Source organism: Microcoleus sp. Pol8_D6 (assembly GCF_036700965.1).
GTDB lineage: Bacteria > Cyanobacteriota > Cyanobacteriia > Cyanobacteriales > Microcoleaceae > Microcoleus.
This window is the reverse complement of record NZ_JAUBPW010000067.1, coordinates 1-21,115: the sequence shown is the minus strand read 5'-3', so window position 1 is coordinate 21,115 and position 21,115 is coordinate 1. Positions and strand designations below refer to the sequence as shown.

12 protein-coding genes are annotated in these 21,115 nt (G+C 44.2%); 6 read left to right on the top strand and 6 right to left on the bottom strand.

Features of this window, described 5'->3' with window-relative positions; genetic code table 11:
• Window positions 1-120: 120 nt before the first annotated feature.
• The 3 genes from QUA10_RS22755 to QUA10_RS22745 all read right to left on the bottom strand — a co-directional run bounded on the left by QUA10_RS22755 (window position 121) and on the right by QUA10_RS22745 (window position 7,190).
• Window positions 121-3,762 carry a helicase-related protein gene (locus QUA10_RS22755; protein WP_333084191.1) on the bottom strand — a complete coding sequence of 1,214 codons (3,642 nt, stop codon included), beginning with the start codon at window positions 3,760-3,762 and terminating at the stop codon, window positions 121-123.
• Window positions 3,759-6,794 carry a hypothetical protein gene (locus QUA10_RS22750; RefSeq protein WP_333084189.1) on the bottom strand — a complete coding sequence of 1,012 codons (3,036 nt, stop codon included), beginning with the start codon at window positions 6,792-6,794 and terminating at the stop codon, window positions 3,759-3,761. The genes QUA10_RS22755 and QUA10_RS22750 overlap by 4 nt, the downstream gene beginning before the upstream one ends.
• Before the next feature lie 126 nt (window positions 6,795-6,920).
• Complete coding sequence (locus QUA10_RS22745; protein ID WP_071587838.1) at window positions 6,921-7,190, bottom strand: YciI family protein; 270 nt, start codon at window positions 7,188-7,190, stop codon at window positions 6,921-6,923.
• A gap of 163 nt (window positions 7,191-7,353) precedes the next feature.
• On the opposite strand from QUA10_RS22745, the gene QUA10_RS22740 reads away from it, so the two are divergent.
• On the top strand, window positions 7,354-7,923 hold the full coding sequence (locus tag QUA10_RS22740) for a Uma2 family endonuclease (protein WP_333084184.1): 570 nt from the start codon (window positions 7,354-7,356) through the stop codon (window positions 7,921-7,923).
• A 156-nt stretch (window positions 7,924-8,079) separates the two neighbouring features.
• On the opposite strand, the gene pheT is transcribed toward QUA10_RS22740, so the two are convergent.
• Window positions 8,080-10,524, bottom strand: coding sequence for a phenylalanine--tRNA ligase subunit beta (gene pheT, locus QUA10_RS22735; protein WP_333084183.1), 2,445 nt, complete (start codon window positions 10,522-10,524; stop codon window positions 8,080-8,082).
• Between the two features lie 533 nt (window positions 10,525-11,057).
• Between pheT and QUA10_RS22730 the strand changes: the two genes are divergently transcribed.
• From QUA10_RS22730 to QUA10_RS22715, 4 genes are all read left to right on the top strand, one after another.
• On the top strand, window positions 11,058-12,689 hold the full coding sequence (locus QUA10_RS22730) for a serine/threonine-protein kinase (protein WP_333084182.1): 1,632 nt from the start codon (window positions 11,058-11,060) through the stop codon (window positions 12,687-12,689).
• Between the two features lie 264 nt (window positions 12,690-12,953).
• Window positions 12,954-16,127, top strand: coding sequence for an MASE1 domain-containing protein (locus QUA10_RS22725; protein ID WP_333084181.1), 3,174 nt, complete (start codon window positions 12,954-12,956; stop codon window positions 16,125-16,127).
• Between the two features lie 27 nt (window positions 16,128-16,154).
• Window positions 16,155-17,942, top strand: a complete 1,788-nt coding sequence (locus QUA10_RS22720) for a PAS domain-containing sensor histidine kinase (RefSeq protein WP_333084179.1) — start codon at window positions 16,155-16,157, stop codon at window positions 17,940-17,942.
• A 313-nt stretch (window positions 17,943-18,255) separates the two neighbouring features.
• The gene (locus QUA10_RS22715; RefSeq protein ID WP_333084177.1) at window positions 18,256-18,753 is read left to right on the top strand and encodes a hypothetical protein; all 498 of its coding nucleotides are present in this window, start codon (window positions 18,256-18,258) and stop codon (window positions 18,751-18,753) included.
• 81 nt (window positions 18,754-18,834) lie between these two features.
• Here QUA10_RS22715 and QUA10_RS22710 read toward each other — a convergent pair whose 3' ends face one another.
• Window positions 18,835-19,326 (bottom strand): WbuC family cupin fold metalloprotein, encoded by a 492-nt coding sequence (locus tag QUA10_RS22710; RefSeq protein WP_333063677.1) that lies wholly within the window; start codon window positions 19,324-19,326, stop codon window positions 18,835-18,837.
• 76 nt (window positions 19,327-19,402) lie between these two features.
• Between QUA10_RS22710 and QUA10_RS22705 the strand changes: the two genes are divergently transcribed.
• Window positions 19,403-20,626 (top strand): tetratricopeptide repeat protein, encoded by a 1,224-nt coding sequence (locus QUA10_RS22705; RefSeq protein ID WP_333084176.1) that lies wholly within the window; start codon window positions 19,403-19,405, stop codon window positions 20,624-20,626.
• A gap of 231 nt (window positions 20,627-20,857) precedes the next feature.
• Here the strand turns inward: QUA10_RS22705 and QUA10_RS22700 are convergent.
• On the bottom strand, window positions 20,858-21,115 hold a 258-nt coding region (locus QUA10_RS22700), incomplete at its 5' end, for a PP2C family protein-serine/threonine phosphatase (RefSeq protein WP_333086374.1).

Here is a 21,115-nt window from a genome sequence, read left to right as displayed (position 1 = left end):
GTTTCAGTAGGCTTGCATTGCATAAGTCTTTGATTGATACAGAAACCGCAGATTTAAGGCAGATAAACACAGATAAACGCAGATTGTTGAAGGAATTGAAAGCTTGAGATTGCAAGAGGTCTAGTTTACTTGCTTCGACAAAATTAAATTGAGCACGTTCAATTCGTTGGAACTTAAAAGATATTTATCTGTAAATATTTTTCCCCTCATCTGCTCTAAACTGTAACTTCTAAACACAACAAACGGGAAATTTTGATACTTATCTCCTATAGGCAGAACATTACCGACAGGATATAGTGCCCGGACATATGCAGTCAAGATATCTCGAAAATGTTGGTATTTCGGTTCTTCCGGGTTGGTGGCAAAATATTTTCTGAATACTTCACCAGCAATAAATGCAAACAATGGCAAGGCATAATACTGGTCATTACGCTGGCTGCTTTCCTCAAATCTCTGTGTTTTTTTATTAACAGGCTCCATCAGTTTTTTCACTAACTCCATAGCATCCTTAATCGCAAATTGCAAACTCTCTGGATACGCACTGCTACGGCTAATTTCGTCCATATTTTGCCAAAGTTGACCGTTAGCATGGGTGGCGATATTGACGAGGGACATCGTGTAGGTTTCCTCTAAGATTTTGGAGGAAATAGGCACCACTAACAAACCGCCACTAATGTAGCCGAGTTCGAGGTTGCTAAGGCTCAATAACTGCTCGAAACCTTTACTTACTAACTGGGAAAACTCACTGTTAAAAAAATCGCGCTGTGAAAGATATGAAGTCTGAGATTTACCGCTGGAGTCAACATTATCTCTCAATTCAAAATCAGCTTGACCCAGCAAATCTTCTAGACTGCTATAGACTTGTTGTAAACGCCGATCGCTCCTGTGACTCCTGTGTTCGCTCTTCAACTGATCGATTAACTTTTTCATTTGGGATGAGAATGTTTCACCAGCCGCTAACACAGACTTGCCACCGATCGGTATTATAATAAATTTATCTTGACCGATTTGCCCGCAACCATAAATTCGTGTCGTTATAGATGCTTTCAAAATCAACAGGATATTTAAAAGACTCAATTTGCTTTCCTGTATAGATATCTCCTGGTTGTCTTCAAAATAAACTGAACGCTCGCCCAAATAGAAAATTAATTCTTTGTCCTGATTATCAATCTCATCATCCCCGCGACCCCTATAAATCACCTGAATCACTTCCATCAGGTTTTTTTCTATTTCAAACCGGGGAATTTCAACCAAAATGTGTTTAGCCTTGGGAAAAGATAGCCCCCGACTACCTGAAGCAGTCATAAACACTACTTTCACCTTTTTTTTGCATTTTTGGATTAACTCTTTTTCCTCCTCACCAATGTTAACGTGTATTTCTATATAATCTGTTCCTTTTTGAAACCGACCTCGATGCTCTCTAATTTTATCTATTAATTTTCCCAATCTTTGTTTGTCCTGAATATAGACTATCAGTTGCTCAACATCAGAGCGTTTTAAGAGAGCTTCTATATCCTCTAAGATTTCATCTTGCATTTTGTTTACTAAATTATTATCTCGCTCTACCAAAGCGTCTTCAATAAACTTACAAGACTCGACAAAAACTTTATAGGTGATACCTAAACTTTTGGCAGGATAGGAGTTAGCATTGATAACAGTTGCGTCAGTACCTTTAAACTTAAAATCCTCCTCGGACAGAGGAAAAGCAGGATTTGAAGCCCTGCGAAAATAGATTTTATCAGGTTCAGCCGAGGGATCGTCCAAGTGTTGGTTAATTACAGCAGGATCAACTATAGAAGCATCTGCAACAATCACTTTTGTGTTAAACCCGTGTTGCGAATTCTCCCTCAATCCATACCGGGCTAGAATATCGTTTATGCCGTTTAAAAACTCTACTCCTCCCTCATCTCCTGTAATTTCATCTATCATGATAAACAAATGCTTAAGGCGACTAGATATATCTTTCATGCGATCGGAAAGAACTAAATTTTCGCTTTCGATGTAAGCATTCCTAAAAATTTTTTCAAAATGTTTTAAGGTGTCGCCTGCATCCGTTTTCTTTAAAGATTGGATGGAAACAGTAGCGACAATGTTGTTTGAATGTCCACCATTTATCAGGGTAGAGATGGCTTCACAAATGCTGTTGAGTACGCCCTTAGTTTTCAGTCCAGTATCTTTAATAACATTTTCTGTTTGCCTGTTGAGTCGGTCCGATCGCCTACCTTGACGCTCATTTTGTCTCCTATCTTCAAACTGAACAGCCTGCAATCTAAAATTTTCTTGATGCTGATTTGAGAGATACTGCACAGTATATTGACCGTCGCTATCTTTAATTAGGTCGCTATGAGTATTGATGGCGAATAGTTTGTCATCGCACAAACAGTCAGTACCTGCTTTTTTAAAATTGTCGATGATATCTAGATTTACTTGCTTCCGGGGGCTGACATAAAAGAAGAGAAATCCATCGTCCATGTGATTTTTGAGAAAATTGGCGATCGCAGTTGTCTTGCCAATACCGGGATTGCCAGTCAAAAAGATATAAGTAGCGGCAGATTCTAGGGCTTTTTCTATGAGTTGAGCATGAGCATCCCGCAGTTTCACAGTGCCGCTCAATCCTAACTGCTGCATCAATTCATCCGGTACAATTCCCACCGAGTTGAAAAAATCCTCAAGTTGCTCTCTATGACGCACAACATTTATTTTGTCTGCTGAAATTGCTAACAGATCGTCAACAAACTCTTGACCGCGAGCGAAACTGTGGTAAGCACTCCGCTTGATTTTATTTAGAACTTTCCTGCGAGCATCGTTTATCTCTTCATCCTTTAAATCATGCTTGTAAATCAGACGACAAGTTTTCAAAACATCTAAATTTTCGGGACAGACAGACATAGCACTAATTCCGCGATCTGTATATCCCACCGCATTAAATATCACCTGCGAATCGTCAGCAAGTATCCCCGTCTCTCGGAGAAATTCATAAAAACTATGAGCGTAGCCGCCAGCCTGAATTAACTTAGCACTCTCCTTGTCATCATACTTAAAAGCAGTAAAGTAAGTCTTCAAGCCTTCTGAAAACTCGACTTTACAACTTTCAGTATCTATGCGAAGTTGAGAAAACACGCTTTTCGATCGCAAGTAATTAATATCTCGTCCCAACGAACGCCTGATAATCTCTAAGTAGTCCAGATTTGTAACATCCTCAGATGTCCTAATCGAAAACACAGACAAGTCTACACAAAGAATCCTAAAGTGCTTCTGGCGATATCGCAGCAATATTAGAGTATCCGCTCTCAGAAACTCGCCTTTCTGTTTGTAACGTCTAATATACTGAGAAATATTTTCACTCGGGTCAAATTGAGATAAAACTTCTCCAAACCACTGTTCCTCACCTTTAGTGTAAGTGCCAATACTGCTCTCATCGCAAAAACAGCACTGGTAATACAAAATTTCCAGATGTCGCAGTTTGTTTGGCTCGTTCCAACCTGTAGATTCCAGGTACTCTCTAAAAAAGTTTAAACCTGATATAAAACCTTTTTGTAAGAAAAATACGCTCCACTTTTCAGCCATCTTCCTTTCCAAGGGACTGATTATTTTATCGGTAATTTTTCTCAGCATCTTCGGAAAGCTTAACTGCTGCAATTCCTGAAGGTATAAGTTGTCAAAATTATGCTTAATTTTCTTCTCTTTAATGCAGGCAATAATCCCAATATTAAACCCTAGTTCAAACAAACGCCCTAAATCTTCTGCTATCTTAGATTTCATGACTGTGTGCCTCCTTCCGGTGTATTTAATACTTCTTTAACTTTGGTTAAAAACGCCAAGGCATTAAACTCCGCATTTCCTCCCATATGCTTGTACAAAGATAGCGTGCCTACTGATTGATCTCCAATCAGGTTTTCATAAGGGTCTAGTTTAAAACTGATTTTACCAGTTCTACCACTTTCTTTTTCGTATCTCGAAAAGTGGAACAAAGTCAAATACTGCAAAATGTCATTTTTGAGTTGAGTATTAGAAATTAATCCCTGATGAATATGTTCATCATCTAGTATATCTTTATAGATATTTAACAAAGTAGCATAGGAAATTACACCCCTATAGTTGCGTTCTGCCTCTGAACCTACTATCAGTCCGTTAAACAGGTTAAAAAATACAACTGAGCGCTTGCTAGGATCTTTGACTAGAGCTGTCAATTCCAGCGTATCCTGAATGTACAAAGAATTTACTCCCAATGTTTCTGATAGCTTGACCGCATAGTATTTATCAAAAAACATCGGATAAATTTTGATATCTTTACAATTTTCCTTAAAATCCTTAAAATATTTAATCACATCTTTCGACATGAAGAATAAAGCATCTTCTTTTTGAGTCATGTGCAAGGTACTAGAATAGGGAGCTTTGGCAATATAAAGAAAGTGCCTGAATCCCAATTCGTAAACTTCCCCTATTTGATCCCGCACAACTGTAGGTTCTTTAAACATCTGTTCGTGTTCGTAGGTTTCAGAGAATGTTTTGAGCAATTGTAGCCTCACAGAACCATCCTTTTGACGCCTCGCTCCCACAATTTCTCCCTGCAAATTCGACAGCTTGTGCTCGCTATTCCACTTAGCATCGCTTTCCCGACTGGAAACTATAACTATAGCGAGTTTATCCAGTTCTTTAGGAGAGTCTGACTCGTTGTCAAAGGTAAACTTTTTAGGCAGCACAGAATACAGAGAACTCATCACATTGGCAGCTTTGTATTCTATATTCCTGATATCAACACCCTGAGAATTAGAACGATGTTCCTCATTTAGTAAATGCGACAACCTTTTAGATAAAGAACGCATAAACTCTTCTACGGGCGAATCAGACTGTTGGTTACTCAGTTGCAGTCGCAGTATGGGAATAAATAATCTACTTTGGTTTGGCAAAAGTAGCTTGAGGCAAGTATATGCAAGTAAATCGAACGTAAATCGATACACAAAAGTTTTTTTATCATCCCATTTATTACTAGCTAAACTGTAGGTAAATTCGACTAGCTTGCGCTGTTGATAAAACCGATTGTATACTGTCTTACACTGCTGCTCATTTGGTCTTAGCAGCACTGGCAGAGCTTTAACACCTGTGATATCATACTCCATACTAAAGCTTTGTAAGTCATCAGTAGAAAAATAATGAACATCACTGATTGCAATTTGAGCTGTCAGAGTACAGAGTGAATTTTGAGCAGCATTTGCTTGACCAATACCTATATATTTTAATACTTCTTTCGGCTTGGTTCGCAGAACAGGCTTAAAAAATGTAGAGTTTGTAGAAATATTTGTAATACTATCCTCTAAAATGCTGCTTTTTACCGAAATGTGGAGCGGAAATTCTTTCGGTAAATTCTTTTGTTTTAGAAGTTTTTGCAGGGAATTTTTGAGCGTGTCTATTTTAGAGGCAATATTATATTGTTCAAAACCTCTTTTGATACCTCGCAAAAGTTTGTGTTTTGCTACTTCATCAGACCCGTTGAAAGTTTTTAGTACGTTTTCTTCAAATACTGGAATCGGATCGTATCCTAAGTCTGAGTTAACTGTATAACCCTCCGAGGACGGGTCTTTTCCGGCAAAAACAAAGTAGTACAAAAATACTAACTTCAATAGCTTTCTGGCGAAAATATCTTTTCTTGCAGGGTCAGCAAGTTCAGCTTTGTGTTCCTCACTTTCCGGGTCGAGCAGATTGAGATAATACTCAAAAACTGTTTTACCGCCATAGGCCTGAACAGGGTTATTAAACTTGAGTTTGAGCCCAAAAATAAATTGGATATCTCCCTTTTTTTCGTCTTTGGTTTCTCCTAAATATCCTTCTATTTTGGGAATAATCGGCAGCATATCGAATGCTTCAGCACGAGCAAAAGCATCTCGGTAATTCAAGTCGATGCCCGCATAGTTGACCGAGTAATGACCGTCGCCTTTTTCAAGACTGCTGATATATTTATCAATGAGCTTGAGACGCCGGATTAGGTCTTGTAAATAGATTATCCCCTCATTATTGGACGCGCCATTGCTTGTGCTAACGTTGTCTTGGAGAAATTCTAAATAACATATCTGTGCCTGTTTTTTGAGTTGGCCGATTGTTTCTGTATCTACAATTTCTTTGAGCTTATAAAAGTCTGATTTAGAGTCTTCCTCTAAGTCTTTAAGAATATAATTTAAATCTTCGCGCTCGCTCTCACTAGCGCTAGCAAACTTAGATTTGATATAATTTTCTAATCCTTGCTTTAGTTCGGTGTTGAACGTGCCCGTGTTTCCAACGGTGATAGTTAGTTTGTGAAATTTCAGCAGTTCCTTGTTATTAGGATTGTTGTGAAGACTCAACCGCTGCTTTTGCAACCCTGAATATTTTCCAAAGGGATAACTAAAGTCTAACTTGGCAGAGGGACTCTTTAGTTTCGGCAAATCTGTAATTAAGCGAGCCACAAACTGTTCGATATCAAGCTGTTGATTATGTTGCTTAATTGCCGAATCCAGCAAAGCTTGCAAACTCTTTTTAATCTGTGTAATTTGACCAGGAAAACGTTCTTTGAAACCTGGAGTAAAATTGACTGTGGCAGTACGAACACTGCGCTCGGAAGCACCTAAAGGATTTTCTACCCGCAAACCTACGACTTCTTCGGCTATGGTGTCAATGTCGATGAGCAGGCGATCGCCATTACCATGTATGCTAAAAGGGTTCTGAGTCTGCCGCTTCTCTAAAACTTCTAGAATCTTTTCCAATAAGTCGCCACAGTCAACCCCAACTAAATCCCCCTCTACCGTTCTTAGGGTATTCACTCTGCAACCTCCTCGCACCGCTTGACAACTTATGCAATTCAGCTATGATAGCAGACATTGATTTATTAGTCAAGTGGAGTACGTTCTGTGCCGACTTACCAAATAATTCCTAAGTTCTATATCCCTTCAAAAAGCTTGAATCCACTCTTTCACATCGTACTCAGTCCAAACCCCATTTATCCAATAAGGATCGGCTTCAACTAATTGTCGAACAGCCGCCTCATCTTCCGCTTCGTAAATTGCAAAAACTTTAGTTAAATCTTTTGTAGGCCCGATCGTACTTAACACACCCGATTCCTTCTGCTTAGCCAATCCGGCTAAATGAGCGTCTCGAAACGGAGCGCGTTTTTCGAGAACGTCTTCGCAGTAACTTCCCCACATCACATACTTGGTCACGGTTTTGAACCTTGGATAAATTTGTTTGAAAATAATTGTACAATAAGAGTAGCAGGATTTGATGATTTTTTTTAGGCTCAAATTGATTAACCGCAGAGGGCGCAGAGGTCGCTGAGGAAGAGAGGGAAGAAGAGAGAGGTTTGTTAGAGAGAAGGAGGTTACTATGACTTTATTAGACATTCGTCTGCTGACAGTTGAAGAATATGACCGGATGACGGAAATTGGTATTTTTGACGAAGATGAACGGGTGGAATTACTAGCAGGACAGATAGTAAAGATGGCAGCAAAGGGAACGGCTCACGGTGCGGCGATTGCGCGCACGAAGGTATTACTGGATAACCGTTTAGGAGAACAGATTTTTGTGCGGCTGCAAGACCCGGTTCGGATGAATAATTACTCGCAACCTGAACCGGATATTTCTGTAGTTATACCAGATCCACTTTACTATGAAGACCACCATCCAATTCCTTCAGAAATTTATCTGATTATTGAAGTTGCGGATACTACGCTGAGAACGGATTGCGGGATTAAAGCGAAAATTTATGCTGAGTCGGGAATTACTGATTATTGGGTTTTGGATGTGAATAATCGGCAACTCCACGTTTTTCGAGAACCGAGTCAGGATGGTTATCAAAGTCGGGTAGTTCTTGCGGATGGTGATAGTATTTCTCTTCTGCGGTTTCCTGATAGTTCTTTTTTTGTGCGGGAGATGTTGCGGCCGTTAAGTTATTAACTTGTTCAACAAATTTAGGACTCGCTTGGCCGCAGAAACCGGGTTTCTCTGTTAATAGTTGGTTGATGGCGGTACATCTTGGAAGAAACCCGGTTTCTTAGTCTTTGCGTGTAAGAAGTCGAGAGAGGGCCGGCACTTTTAGCACCGCCCCTACAATTAGCTTCTCAAACTAACGCCGAATTTCTCAACTAGGACATCGCGAACTTTTTGTTGGGCTGGTTCGACATCGGTTTCGCTCAAAGTTCGATCGCCCGCGCGGTAAACTAACCGAAAAGCCAAACTCCGCTGTCCCGCCGGCACGTTGTCGCCTCGATATTCGTCAAACAGTTCCACCGAATCCAGCAAACTACCCGCCGCCTTTTTCATCGCACTCTGCATATCTACAACCGGAACTTCAACCGGTGCGAAAAATGCAATGTCTCTGTCAGAAGCGGGGAAACTCGAATAACCCGCGAATTTGCGAGTTAAGTTGCTCGATCGCCCTAACTCACCCAACAGCACCGCCAAATCTAATTGAAACACGTAAACCTGCTCAGGCAAATCCTTTTCTTGCTGCAATTGCGGGTGCAACTGTCCAAAAACCCCTAAATGTTTCCCGTTTAACGATAACGCAGCCGTGCGGCCAGGATGCAAGCGTGTATTAGAGGAATCGCTTTGATATTCCACCGACAAACCCAACTCCTGAAACGCGCTTTCCAAAACCCCCTTGGCCTCAAACCAACTCAAAGGTCGATCGCGCCCTCCCTGCTGCCATTTCCACACAGTCGGATCGCCGCCGATAATCCCCGCTACTGCATCGGCTTCCTTCATTGCATCCCCATCTTTCCAGAAAATGCGGCCGACTTCAAAACCGTTTAGTGCGCCATTTCCCTGTTCCAAATTGTACTGGAAAGCATCAATCAAACCCGAGAGCATTTCTGTCCGCAAAGCCGAATACTCCACAAACAGCGGATTCGCCAGCACAACCTGATTTTCTCCCTCAGTTTTCACCAAAGAATAGTGCATCAACTCGGTCAAACCTGCCGCCCGAAAAGCCGATCGCACATTCCGAATTGCCGCATATTCCGCTGACAAATAACCGGGTTCCGTTTTGCTAGGCAAAGTATCGCAGAAATTGTCATAACCGTGGAGTCTGGCAACTTCTTCAATTAAATCGATTTCCCTTTCTAAATCCCGGTAACGGTAAGGAGGCACAGTCACATTCCAAACCCGTTCTTTTTCAGTCGGAACAACTTCGCATCCCAAGGCTGTGAAAATATTTTTTACCTCTTCGGGTTCCAGATATTTAGAACCGCCAGTTTGTCCTCTTTTCAACTGCCCCAAAACCAGATTTACTCGGTCTAAACGCAATTCGAGCGATCGCGAAAAACTCAAATCCTCGCCGGAACTCGCCGTTTTTTGCACCGTCGCAGCGCCTCCAGCCAACTCCAAAATTAGGGCAACAGCGCGGTTGCAAGCAGTCGTCAAAGCCGCCTGATTCACCCCCCGTTCGTAGCGGATCGATGCCTCGCTCCGCAGGCCTTGAGCGCGCGCAGAACGGCGAATCGTTGCCTGGTCAAAAATCGCTGCTTCTAAGACTAAATTTTGCGTACCTTCGTGAACTTCCGTGTCTTCTCCGCCCATTACCCCAGCTAAGGCAACAGGTTTGTCGCTAGCAGTAATTAACAGATTTTGAGCTTGCAAATTGCGGTTTTGTCCGTCCAAAGTTTTGAAGGATTCCCCTGTTTTAGCAAAGCGGACGCCGATGCTGATATCTTGAGTACCAGTGAAAGATTGTAGGCGATCGCGATCGAAAGCGTGCAGCGGTTGTCCCCATTCCAATAAAATGTAATTAGTTACGTCAACCACATTATTAATCGGCCGCACTCCCGCCGCCTGCAACCGCTGCTGCAACCAAGCTGGAGAAGCAGCAATTTTCACACCTTCAATTGCCGTGCCGATGTAAATCGGGCATCCCTGCGGTTCCGATATTTCTACTGCCAAAGCAGGACTTTCTTTGCCGTCAATCGCCACACCATTCGCTGCGGGAATTCTCAAACTTGCCCCAGTCAGCGCTGCCACTTCCCGCGCTACACCCACCATGCTCAAAGCGTCAGCACGGTTGGCAGTTGCTGTCAAATCTAAAATCACGTCATCTAAACCCAAAAGCGGGCGAATATCGCTGCCCAATTCGGGATTTTCTAACTCAAAAATGTGAATTCCGGCTGACTCTTTAGATAGTCCCAATTCCGCCAGAGAGCAAATCATTCCTTCTGAAGGAACGCCCCGCAATTTAGCAGGTTTAATCTTTAAATCAATAGTCGATAAATAAGTGCCGACAACAGCGACAGGCACGTAAATGTCTGCCCTAGCGTTGGGTGCGCCGCAAACAATATTCAAAGCTTCTGAAGAGCCGACATCCACTTGACAAACTCTCAATTTGTCTGCATTCGGATGCTGTTCGCAGGCGATGATTTTGCCCAGAACTACACCGCTTGCCCACGGGCGGCGGTCTTCAATTTCTTCCACTTCAAACCCTGCCATTGTCAGGGTTTCGGCTAATTCTTCCGGGGATATTGCCACATCCACCAATTCCCGGAGCCACTTTAGAGATATACGCATAATTTAGTCAGTAGTTAGTTGTCAGTGCTCGGTAGTTATTAGTCAAAAATCGTAGCTTGTCAGCACCGACTTTTGAGTCCCAGAATTTATTCTGGAAAGCTTTTCATAGCATACTAATTTAATTTTGTCAAGACTGTTAGGGTACACATCAGCAAAAACGAGGGATCTGACCAAAGATAGATGTCTACTGGGGGATGAGTAGCATTCTCATTCAGAGAATGAGGTATGCTAGAGACATCTAAAAACGCAAAAAGCACTTAAGTTTAGAAAGACTTTACACAAAAAAGCACAACTTTAGCAAGTCTTTAAACTATCTTCAAGGATAATCAACCGAAAACACTCAAACCAGCGAGATAATCAAAATAGGGAAAAGATATCGGCTTAAAAGACTTAGGTGCAATTCCAATTCGCAATCGAACGCACGGCCTGCCGAAAACTGATAGATTAGTATGTCTACCAGAAGCAGGAACAGGCTATTTGTGCAGTCGAGCGACGCTGACAAGATCAGAACAACATAGGCAAACTCAATCAATATGAGCTACTGCGTAAATCCGGGCTGTCCCCATCCTCAAAACCCTGCTGACTCTATTCTTCAGTGTCAGACTTGCGGTGCGCGGTTATTGCTGCGCGCTCGCTACCGAGTCATTGAACCGTTAGGACAAGGAGGTTTTGGAGCTACATTTCTGGCAAAAGACATCTCATTGCCCGGTCAACCGAGTTGTGTAGTCAAGCAACTGCGACCCAGTAGTTCGTCGCCGCGAGTTTTAGAGATGGCGCGGGAATTATTCAAGCGAGAGGCGAAAACCCTCGGCCAACTGGGCGACCACCCGCAAGTACCGAGGCTGCTAGACTATTTTGAAACAGAACAGCAATTCTACTTAGTTCAAGAGTATGTTAAAGGCTCGACTTTGAAACAAGAAGTCAAGCACTCAGGCCGTTTCAACGAATCGGATGTTAAAAATTTTCTATTAGAAATTTTGCCAGTAGTGCAATATATCCACAGCCAAGGAGTAATTCACCGAGACATCAAACCCGCAAATATTATTCGCCGAGTTCAAGACGGCCACTTAGTTCTGATTGACTTCGGAGCGGTAAAAGACCAAGTTAGTCAAACAATATTATTAGACCCCGCCGACCAAAGCGCCAACACGAAATTTTCAGTCGGCACATTTAGTTTTGCCCCCCCGGAACAAATGGCGCTGCGGCCGATATTTGCCAGTGACATCTACGCGGTGGGCATGACTTGTTTGTACTTGCTGACAGGAAAATCGCCCAAGGATTTAGATTTTGATGGAGTAACCGGCGAAATTGTTTGGCAGCCCCACGTTCAGGTAAGCCCAAATTTTGCGCGGATTCTCGAAAAAATGCTGAAGCCGATGGTTGGGCACCGCTTCCAATCGGCAGCAGATGTCCTCAGAGCTCTCTCTGGCCAATTTGAAGACCCAAGTCTTGTGGATGGCTTGGCAACTCAATTCAACGTCTCTTCTCGTACAGTTGAAGAACCGACAATATTTAATGACGAGGGTTCTTCGTGGTCACCGCCGAGGAGCAAAATCAATGAAGATTTGCGATCGAACCACACCCGCGCTGGTAGAACTTCCTTCAGCCAATCTGGGAACACGGGAATGCAGCCCAGAGTTTCCCGTACTCTGGCTGAGTCCGGCAGAACTTTCGGAACGGTTGGACATTCTAGCGACAATTTAGCAGCGTCAAAGCTATCGAAAGTTGCTCCTAAGTGGGACACCAACAGCTTGCGAGCGGCATATTTTAAAGGCAAGCGCGATTTTGCTGACTGCGAACTGTCGGGTTTGCAACTGCAAAAATTGCAGTTAGCGGGAAGTAATTTTTATCAGGCTAGGTTGGTGAAGGCCAATTTGCAAGCAGCGGATTTGTCGGGCGCGAATTTGGGTCACGCGAGGTTAATTCAGGCGAATTTGCGAGATGCTAACTTGACTGAGGCTTATTGCAGCACTGCCAATTTTGAAGGGGCGGATTTCCGAGGTGCTGACTTGACGGGGGCTTATTTGACTAAGGCGAATTTGCGGGGAGCAAATTTGTGCGGGGCGAATCTTACCAACGCTACAGTTTCTGAGGAACAACTGGCAATGGCAAAGACCAATTGGCTGACTGTTAAGCCGGATGGTAAGCGGAGTTTTGGATTTTAAGCAGTCAGTTGTCAGTAGGCAGTAGGCAGTTGTCATAAGTTAACAGTCAACAGTCAACAGTCAACAGTCAACAGTCAACACTCAACAGTCAACAGTCAACAGTCAACACTCAACAGTCAACAGTCAACAGTCAACACTCAACACTCAACACTCAACAGTCAACTCCCCACTCCCCCAGTCAGGTGATTCGTCAGGAGGAAGCCCGATCGCCCCAAAGCCGCCTAAATTAAAAACTAGGAATGGAGGATTCGATCGCACCTAAACATGAAACTGCTCAACCGCCGCACTCGAACGCTTTTGTACACCGGCATCCTGGCGCTGGCCTACTTTGTTACCGGAAAACTCGCAGCGTCGATGCTGGGACTGGTGAAAGCCGAACCCTCCCCCGTGTGGCCGCCCGCCGGTATTGCTCTAGCAGCACTGCTACTGCAAGGGCGACGGATGTGGCCGGGAATTGTCCTCGGTTCAGTGCTGTTAAACTCTACCGGCGGTGTACCGTCGGCTGTCATTGCCACATCGGCCTTTAGCGTCACCCTGCAAGCGCTGGCTGGAGAGGCTTTGCTGACTTGGAGCGGATTTTCTACCAAACTCGATCGATTGCGAGATGTTCTGGCTTTAGTGGCGGGCGCTGTCATCGGGTCTACTTTGGTCGGTTCTATCATCGGCAACTTGGGTACGTGCATTTTTGGTTGGGCTCAGTGGAGCAATTTCTCTCGGAACTGGTGGACTACGTGGCTCGGAGACGGCATGGGAATTTTGATTGTGACGCCTGTGCTGTTGACTTTGAATCATGCCGTTAATAGTTTTAAACTTCCACTAAAACTTAGATGTTTCACTATTCTCAATTACTTGTTTAGGAACAGGCAAGATGCCTGTTCCACAAGAGATGAATTTGATTGTGTAACAGGCATCTTGCCTGTTATTGAAAATGGTGTAACAGGTGAGAAAAAATCTCGAATTGTTTCAAGTTTAAAAGCATTTTTTAACTGGAACAATAACCAATCACAAGTTACCAATTATTCAAGCAAATTGTCTGCAAGTGAAAACCGATATAATCTTCTATTGTTAATTATTAATTATTCAGAAATAGCGCTCTGGCTGACTCTCTTGCTGAGTGTGAGCTGGCTGTTTTTTTGCTCAAAAACACAAGCGGCGATCGCTCAGTATCCGCTGGAGTATCTGCCTTTTCCTCTGATAGTTTGGGCTGCCCTGCGGTTTCAATCGGCGGGAGCGATTTTTGCTTATTCGATCGTCTCTTACATCGCGATTTGGGGAGCAGTGCAGGGAGGTGGCCCGTTTTTGGCCAAAAGCGATAATCTCAAACAGGCGGTTTTATTTTTACAAGCTTTTACCGGTACGATCGCCCTTGTGGCTCTGATGTTGGCTGCCGCCGTAGCAGAACGCCAGCAAGCGCTGGTGGAGGTGCGCCGCACGGCGGCCATGCTGCGCGATCGCGAAGCTAGTTTAGCCAACGCTCAGCGCATCGCTCAGTTGGGCAATTGGGATTTAACTTGCGCCGCCCTCACAGCAACTGACAACTCCGAAGAATCCGCAGAACATCATATATCCAATATCGAATTGCGGTGGTCAAACGAACTTTACCGCCTCTTGGGTTTTGCTCCTGGAACTGTCAAACCGACACCAGAAGTTTTTTTGCAGGCTGTACATCCAGAAGACCGAGAATTGGTGGCGCGATCGCAGCGCCAAGCTATGTTTGAGCGCACACCCTATTGCATTAACTACCGAATTGTGCTAGCAGACGGCTCCGAACGCACTGTCTGCGAACAGTCGGCCATTCAGTCAGGGGCGATCGCCGCCACAGTCCAAGACGTTACCGAACGCCACCGCGCGGAAACCGCTTTGCGGGCGTCCTCCGATCGCGATCGCTTGCTTTCAGAAATCGCCCTGCGAATTCGCAACTCCCTCGACCTCGAAGAAATTCTCAACACTACTGTTGGCGAAGTCCGGCAATTTTTCAAGGCAGACCGCGCTTTCATCGGTATTGTGGACACGGACGGGGTAAATCTTCCTAGCCCGGTGTACGGTAAGGTTGTGGCCGAGTCTGTGGATGCTCAATGCCGTTCTCTTTTGGGGTGGGTACTCGCTGACGGGAATCACCTCGAAAGCCAGAAAACTTTTTATGCTAACAACCGCGTCCGAACTATCTCCGATACTGCTAGCGTTCAACTGAGCGTTCCAATTGCCCAATTGTACAGCGACTATCAAATTCGCGCGACGTTAAATGTGCCGATCGTCCTGGGGGATGAATTGTTCGGGATCTTGGCCGTCAACCAGTGCTCCGGGCCCCGCCAGTGGCAGGAATTTGAAATTGATTTGTTGGAAAAACTCGCTACCCAAGTGGCGATCGCTCTACAGCAAGCCCAACTTTTGCAGCAGGTAAAAGCTCTCAATGCCAACTTGGAATCTCAAGTGGAGGAACGCACCCACCAACTACAGCAAAAAATGCACGAGTTGCAAGAAAGCAACCGCCTGAAAGACCTATTTTTGCACGCAGTTTCTCACAATCTCCGCACTCCTGTTATGGGAATGTTAATACTGCTGAAAAATTTGCTCAACAAATCGGCCTCTGATTCTCTACAAGATGTTCCGGTTTCTCGATCGATTTTGCAGCGCATCGTTCAGGCCAGCGAACACCAGTTGACTATGGTTAATTCCCTGCTCGACGCTCACGCTAGCGAGGTGAAAGGTATTGTTCTCAATACTGTACCGCTGCATTTGCCGTCTTTAGCTTCAGCCATTGTTGCCGATTTAGAACCGATGCTAGCCAAAAACCAAGCAACTTTGACTCAGGAAATACCGACGGATTTGCCACAAGTCAAGGCCGACAGCAAACACTTGCAGCGGGTGCTAGAAAATCTGTTGACTAATGCTATTAAACACAATCCTCCGGGAGTCAATATAATTTTTAAAGCCGAGGTAATTGAAGTTGAAACAGCGCTAATTTATGAAGAAAATTCCCAGGCTTTAACATCTCAAACTACTCAGATCGCCCGCTGTATCGCTAACGGGATATCTGCTGCGGGCGATCGTCCTAAGATCGGGGAGACAACCCAGAAAAATCAGGAAACCCTGGCCAAATTCAACCTCGACGGCAGTTGCAAAATGCCCCGCTATCAGGGCCAAATTGGCAATATCGGCAGCAAATTGCCGGGTGTCACCGTAAAAATGGTTCGCTGTACTGTAACAGATAATGGAGTGGGAATCAGCGCCAAACAGCGGGAATCTCTATTTGAACTTTACGTTCACGACCCTAATAGCCGACAATTAACAGGGCTGGGTTTGGGCTTGTACCTCTCCAAGCAAATTATCAAAGCTCACGGCGGCGAAATTGGCGTCGAAAGCACTCCCGGCGGTGGTTCGACTTTCTGGTTTTCGCTACCTGCTGTCAATTCGGACGATCGCTCTTTCTCAATCTAAAATCTCAAATCTCAAATCTAAAATGGTATGAACTATTTGGGCAATGCAAAATCAGTTCAGGCATTAACGGTTTACGAGGTGTGGCGCGATCGCTTCCTCCGAGATCGGCTGCGCCCTGCTGTCGGAATTGCCATCTTTTTTGCCTTCACAATAACGGTCTATTTTCTGGGCGAAAGATTCTTCGCTCGCCAGGAGTTTGAAAGTGTTTATTTGTACACGAGCGCTGCTGTAGAATTGGGTTTGTTGACCTGTTTTGTGTTGCAAAAAACCTCCTTCGGACAGCGCTATCCCGGTTTGCTATTTTTGGGTTTTTCGTGGTCGCTGACGGTAATTGTACAGCTTGGGTTAGCTGTCGCACAAGCCGGGGACGTACCAATTTTTACCTGGAGTTTAGCGTTTCTGATCCAAGCTACGTTGATGCCCGTCCGCTGGCGCCTCCACTTGATTTCTCAACTCGGGGTTTTGTGTTGCCACGTCGGGATAAATTTGGTTTTAAATCTAAGTTTTGCTAAGTATACTCCTTTTAAGTTGACCGGGTTTTACTTATATTTGTTTTGGTTTTGTTTGATTTGCGATTTGTCGGTTTATTGGTACGAATGTCTGCAACGGAAAGAGTTTAGTACCAGGCGTGAGTTGGAATCTGCTTACCAGCAGTTGGAGGCGGCGGAGGCGAAGTACCGCAGCATTTTTGAGAATGCCTGCGAGGGGATTTTTCAAAGCACTCCCGATGGCCGTTATATTACTGCAAATCCAGCTTTGGCGCGGATTTACGGCTGCGATTCCCCGGAAGAAGTGACGGCAAAGTTTACTGATATCGAGCGACAGTTGTACGTCGATCCGGCTCGCAGAAATGAGTTTTTGCGAGCGATCGAGGAAAGCGGCACAGTATCGGATTTTGAATCTAAAATTTACCGCTCAGACGGCAGTATTGTCTGGATTTCTGAGAAGGCGCGGGCGGTACGGGACAGCAGCGGCGCCGTGCTTTATTATGAGGGTTTAATTGAGGATATCACGCAGCGCAAACAGGCACAAGAATCGCTGCGGATGTTTATCCACGCTCTTTCTCACGACTTGCGAAACCCGGTGGCGGGAATGTTAATGGTGCTGAAAAATTGGCAGACGAAATCTGGGGATTCGATCGCAATTCCCCGTTCTATTTTGGAGCGGATGATTCAAGGTAGCGAGCAGCAATTGCGCTTGATAAATTCGCTGTTGGAAGTTCACGCCGGGGAATTGCGCGGTTTGGTTCTGCACTTCGATGCCGTTGATTTGAGGGCGGTAGTTGAAGCTGCTGCGACAGATTTGGAGCCTTTAATGAATGAGGGGAAGGCTACTTTTAAAAATTTGGTGGCGGATGATTTGCCAGCAGTGAAGGCTGACAAGACTCAGTTATGGCGAGTCTTATCTAATTTAATTGCTAATGCTTTGAAACACAATTTGCCGGGACTAAATTTAACAGTTTCGGCTCAAGTAATCAAGGCGGATAAATTAATTATAAATCAAAGCACAGCACAACAAGACACCGACAAATTACCGCTTACCAATCCACAATCCCCAATCCCCAATTCCCCAAGTAGCATGATTTACTGTACCGTTGAAGATGACGGGGTGGGAATATTGCCGGAACAGTGCGAACATCTTTTTGATCTTTACGTTAGGGGCGATCGATCCCGACACTCCGTCGGTTTGGGTTTGGGGCTCTATCTTTGTCGGCAAATTATTGGTGCTCACGGCGGCCAAATTGGGGTAATTAGCACTCCCGGTGCTGGGGCAAGTTTTTGGTTTACTTTGCCACTGGCTGAAAATTTACGGTGATTTTTTTGTATTTTTAATTACATTCAATCTAGCAATCGTGCCAGATATTTAGAACGTTATTAATTGCTGAAACCCTTGCGAAATATGCACTTCCTTCTGCCTGCGGCTATACTTTTGTTGTGCCGTCGCAGCGGTTTTTTGAGTGGCTGAAGCCAAATCTGTCGATCGGACTACTTCGATCGGACTATTGATATTAATTTAAAAGCGTGGTATACTTTCCAAAAGTTTTTAAAGGAAAAATAAATTTTATATCTTCACATTTTCTTTAGAAACATCATTTAATCTAGAAAATCTCTAAAACTAGATAAAAAATATGCAATTTATGTTTATCGAGCAAAGCTCAGAAAATACAGCTAAAGACAATGCAGCTAAGTACGACTCAGCTAAATATAACGAGCGGTCTTTCTCAACTTTAATGCGGGCGATCCGTCTTTCCCAAGGTTACTTTTCTTTCGTTTTAGTCCACTGCAACTCGCTAACTTTGCGGCAGCAAATAGTCGATCGGCTGCAAGTAAATTGTCCCGTGAAACCCCGACAACTGTTTTTGCCAAAATCGGCGACAACTCTCTACACGACAATCGCAGCAGAAATAGACGGCGAAAAGCCTCCAGCTTTAATGCTCCTCGGTTTGGAATCAGTGGAGCCGATCGATAGATTGCTCGTTTCTACCAACCTATTATGCAGTGAATTCAGCAAAACTTTTTCGTTTCCCCTCGTCTTTTGGGTGACTGATGAGCTCCTGAGAAAAATCATTCGCACCGCCCCGGATTTATACAATCGGATGACGACAATTAGATTCATCAGTAATTAGTAATCAGCCCATCGATTTTAGATTTTAGATTTTAGATTTTTAACTGTCAACGGTCAACATTTAACAGTCAACAGTCATTACTCAAGTGTTAAATTCCGCTTCCCAAATCAGGACTAATTCTCGCGCCGCCGCAGTTCCCTCAGCAGGAAAACCTGCCAAAAAGTCTTTATCCGCCCCCACGTCGTAAGGCCCTTCCTTAAACTCCAAAATCACAGTATCCTGTGTCAAAGCGACTAACGTGTGAATAGTGCCCTCTGGCAGTTCGACAGCGCGAGTCGGGCCGGCCGCGCTGACTCGCAAGGAGCGCAGGATTTGACCGTTTTCGTTCAAAATAACAATACCGACTTCGCCTTGAATCACCACAAAAAACTCAAAACCGTTAACTGCAGGCGGGCGGAGGTGTTGGTGAGGGCGGACGTAAGTGCCTGGTTGCAACACGTTGACAAACCGCTGCACTTTTTCAGACAAATCGTGGAAATTGTAGTTTTGTCGCTGGCGGGGACTGCGGCGGGAGGAAGCGGCAACTTCGTCTAGCAATTCTTGCGTCAGCAATTTGATCGGAGGGGACTGCACAACAGATATCCTGTATTTAAGAGTTTGTGAACAAATGGGCTAGTCTGGGATCATCGTTATCAGCATCTCTTGACACATGGAAATCGCAACTCAGGTGCGTATCACTAAGGCAATGCGTTTGTCAAGTATCTTTAGAAAAAGTATTAGCCCGATCGCCCTTTTGACTATTCTAGTCTGCGCCAGTAGCGTTTTTGCATCTGAACCGACGGCGGCAATGTTACTTCAGCAGGAATTCCCACAGCAGCAACTTAAAGAAGAAATTCGCGATCAAGTTCAAGAAGAAGTTGACATTGCTTTCGGGCGCACGGCGGTACTGCTTAACGGACTGGTAATTGCCCTAACTTTGTTTCCGACAGCAGCCGGAGTCGGGGTTTGGTTTCTGTTGAGCAAATTGTCAAAGCAGACAACAATTGCCCGCCAAGAAATTGAAAGTCTCCATTACGATACAATCTCTCAATTAAAACTATTAATTTCCGACGCTGAAACTATCTTAGGCGAAATTCAACACCAAAATCACTCGGCAGAGGCAGAAACAGACCTTTTATTCCCCGATGCCCAAATTCAAGAATTTGCTCCGGTTAACTATGGCAATTACCAACAGTTATTTACGGCCGGCGACTATGCTAAACAGGGAGATGCTTGTTTCTTTGAAAACCGTTATCAAGATGCGATCGCAGCTTACGATCAGGCCCTGCAAATTCAGCCGGATTTAGCCGATACTTGGAATAACCGAGGAGTAGTGCTCACAAGAATGCAGCGGTATCCAGAGGCGATCGCGTCTTACGAACAAGCTACTACAATTCGTCCGAATTATCCCGATGCTTGGAACAATCGAGGCGTGGTATTGTTGGAGTTGCAGAAGTACCAGGAGGCGATCGGCTGTTACGAACAAGCAATTCAAGCCAAACCCGATTATGCCGATGCTTGGAACAACCGAGGCGTTGCTTTTTCCAAAATGCAGGAGTACGAACAAGCAGTAATTTCTTACAATCAAGCCCTACAAATTAAAAATGATTATACTGACGCTTGGAATAATCGAGGCGTTGCACTCTCCAAATTGCAAAAATACGAAGCTGCGATCGCTTCCTACGACAATGCTGCTAAAATTAGACCGGATTTTTACAGAATTTGGTACAATAAAGCCCGATGTTATGCCCTACAAGGTAAAATTGAATTAGCAATTGAAAATTTAAAGCGCGCCCTCAATCTCAATCCGAATGTGTGTAAAGAGTTGGCAAAAAGTGAAGCTGATTTAGAAAAAATTCGCGAACACGACGCATTTAAGCAGTTGATTAATTGAGCGGAACTAAGTAGATGAGTGGGAAAATACATACAGCCTATTCCAGGTTTATGAAGTGTAGGGACAAAGGTTTTCGCCTTTTCCCTACGGGGATAGAACGATAGGCGGGGGTACTTCATAAACATAGAATCTGCTTTCAGTAGTCAAAAGCGAGTGAAACGAAGCTATTGGCTTTCGGTTCTGGCAGTTGTACATTCGGTTATACAGCAAGGTTTATTTGTGCCTACCTACTTACTTCTGTTTGATTACTACCAAAGTAATGTCATCAAATACTTTTTGCTCCCCCATGTATCGCCGCACGTCGTCAATAACAGCTTGCTTGATTTCTGCTGCTGACTGTCCCCTGTTAATGGCAACAACTTCAATCAATGGCTCAATACCGTATTGAGCTTGATTCATATCAAAAGCTTCCGTAATTCCATCTGTGTAGAGTACGACAACATCCCCGGAATTTAACTGTATTTCAGTAGTAGCAATGAAATCGGCAAT

Coding starts and splice junctions, on each gene's coding strand:
- pheT (WP_333084183.1), bottom strand. CDS start 10,524: ATGCGTATATCTCTAAAGTGGCTCCGGGAATTGGTGGATGTGGCAATA.
- QUA10_RS22730 (WP_333084182.1), top strand. CDS start 11,058: ATGAGCTACTGCGTAAATCCGGGCTGTCCCCATCCTCAAAACCCTGCT.
- QUA10_RS22720 (WP_333084179.1), top strand. CDS start 16,155: ATGAACTATTTGGGCAATGCAAAATCAGTTCAGGCATTAACGGTTTAC.
- QUA10_RS22740 (WP_333084184.1), top strand. CDS start 7,354: ATGACTTTATTAGACATTCGTCTGCTGACAGTTGAAGAATATGACCGG.
- QUA10_RS22705 (WP_333084176.1), top strand. CDS start 19,403: ATGGAAATCGCAACTCAGGTGCGTATCACTAAGGCAATGCGTTTGTCA.
- QUA10_RS22755 (WP_333084191.1), bottom strand. CDS start 3,762: ATGAAATCTAAGATAGCAGAAGATTTAGGGCGTTTGTTTGAACTAGGG.
- QUA10_RS22715 (WP_333084177.1), top strand. CDS start 18,256: ATGCAATTTATGTTTATCGAGCAAAGCTCAGAAAATACAGCTAAAGAC.
- QUA10_RS22725 (WP_333084181.1), top strand. CDS start 12,954: ATGAAACTGCTCAACCGCCGCACTCGAACGCTTTTGTACACCGGCATC.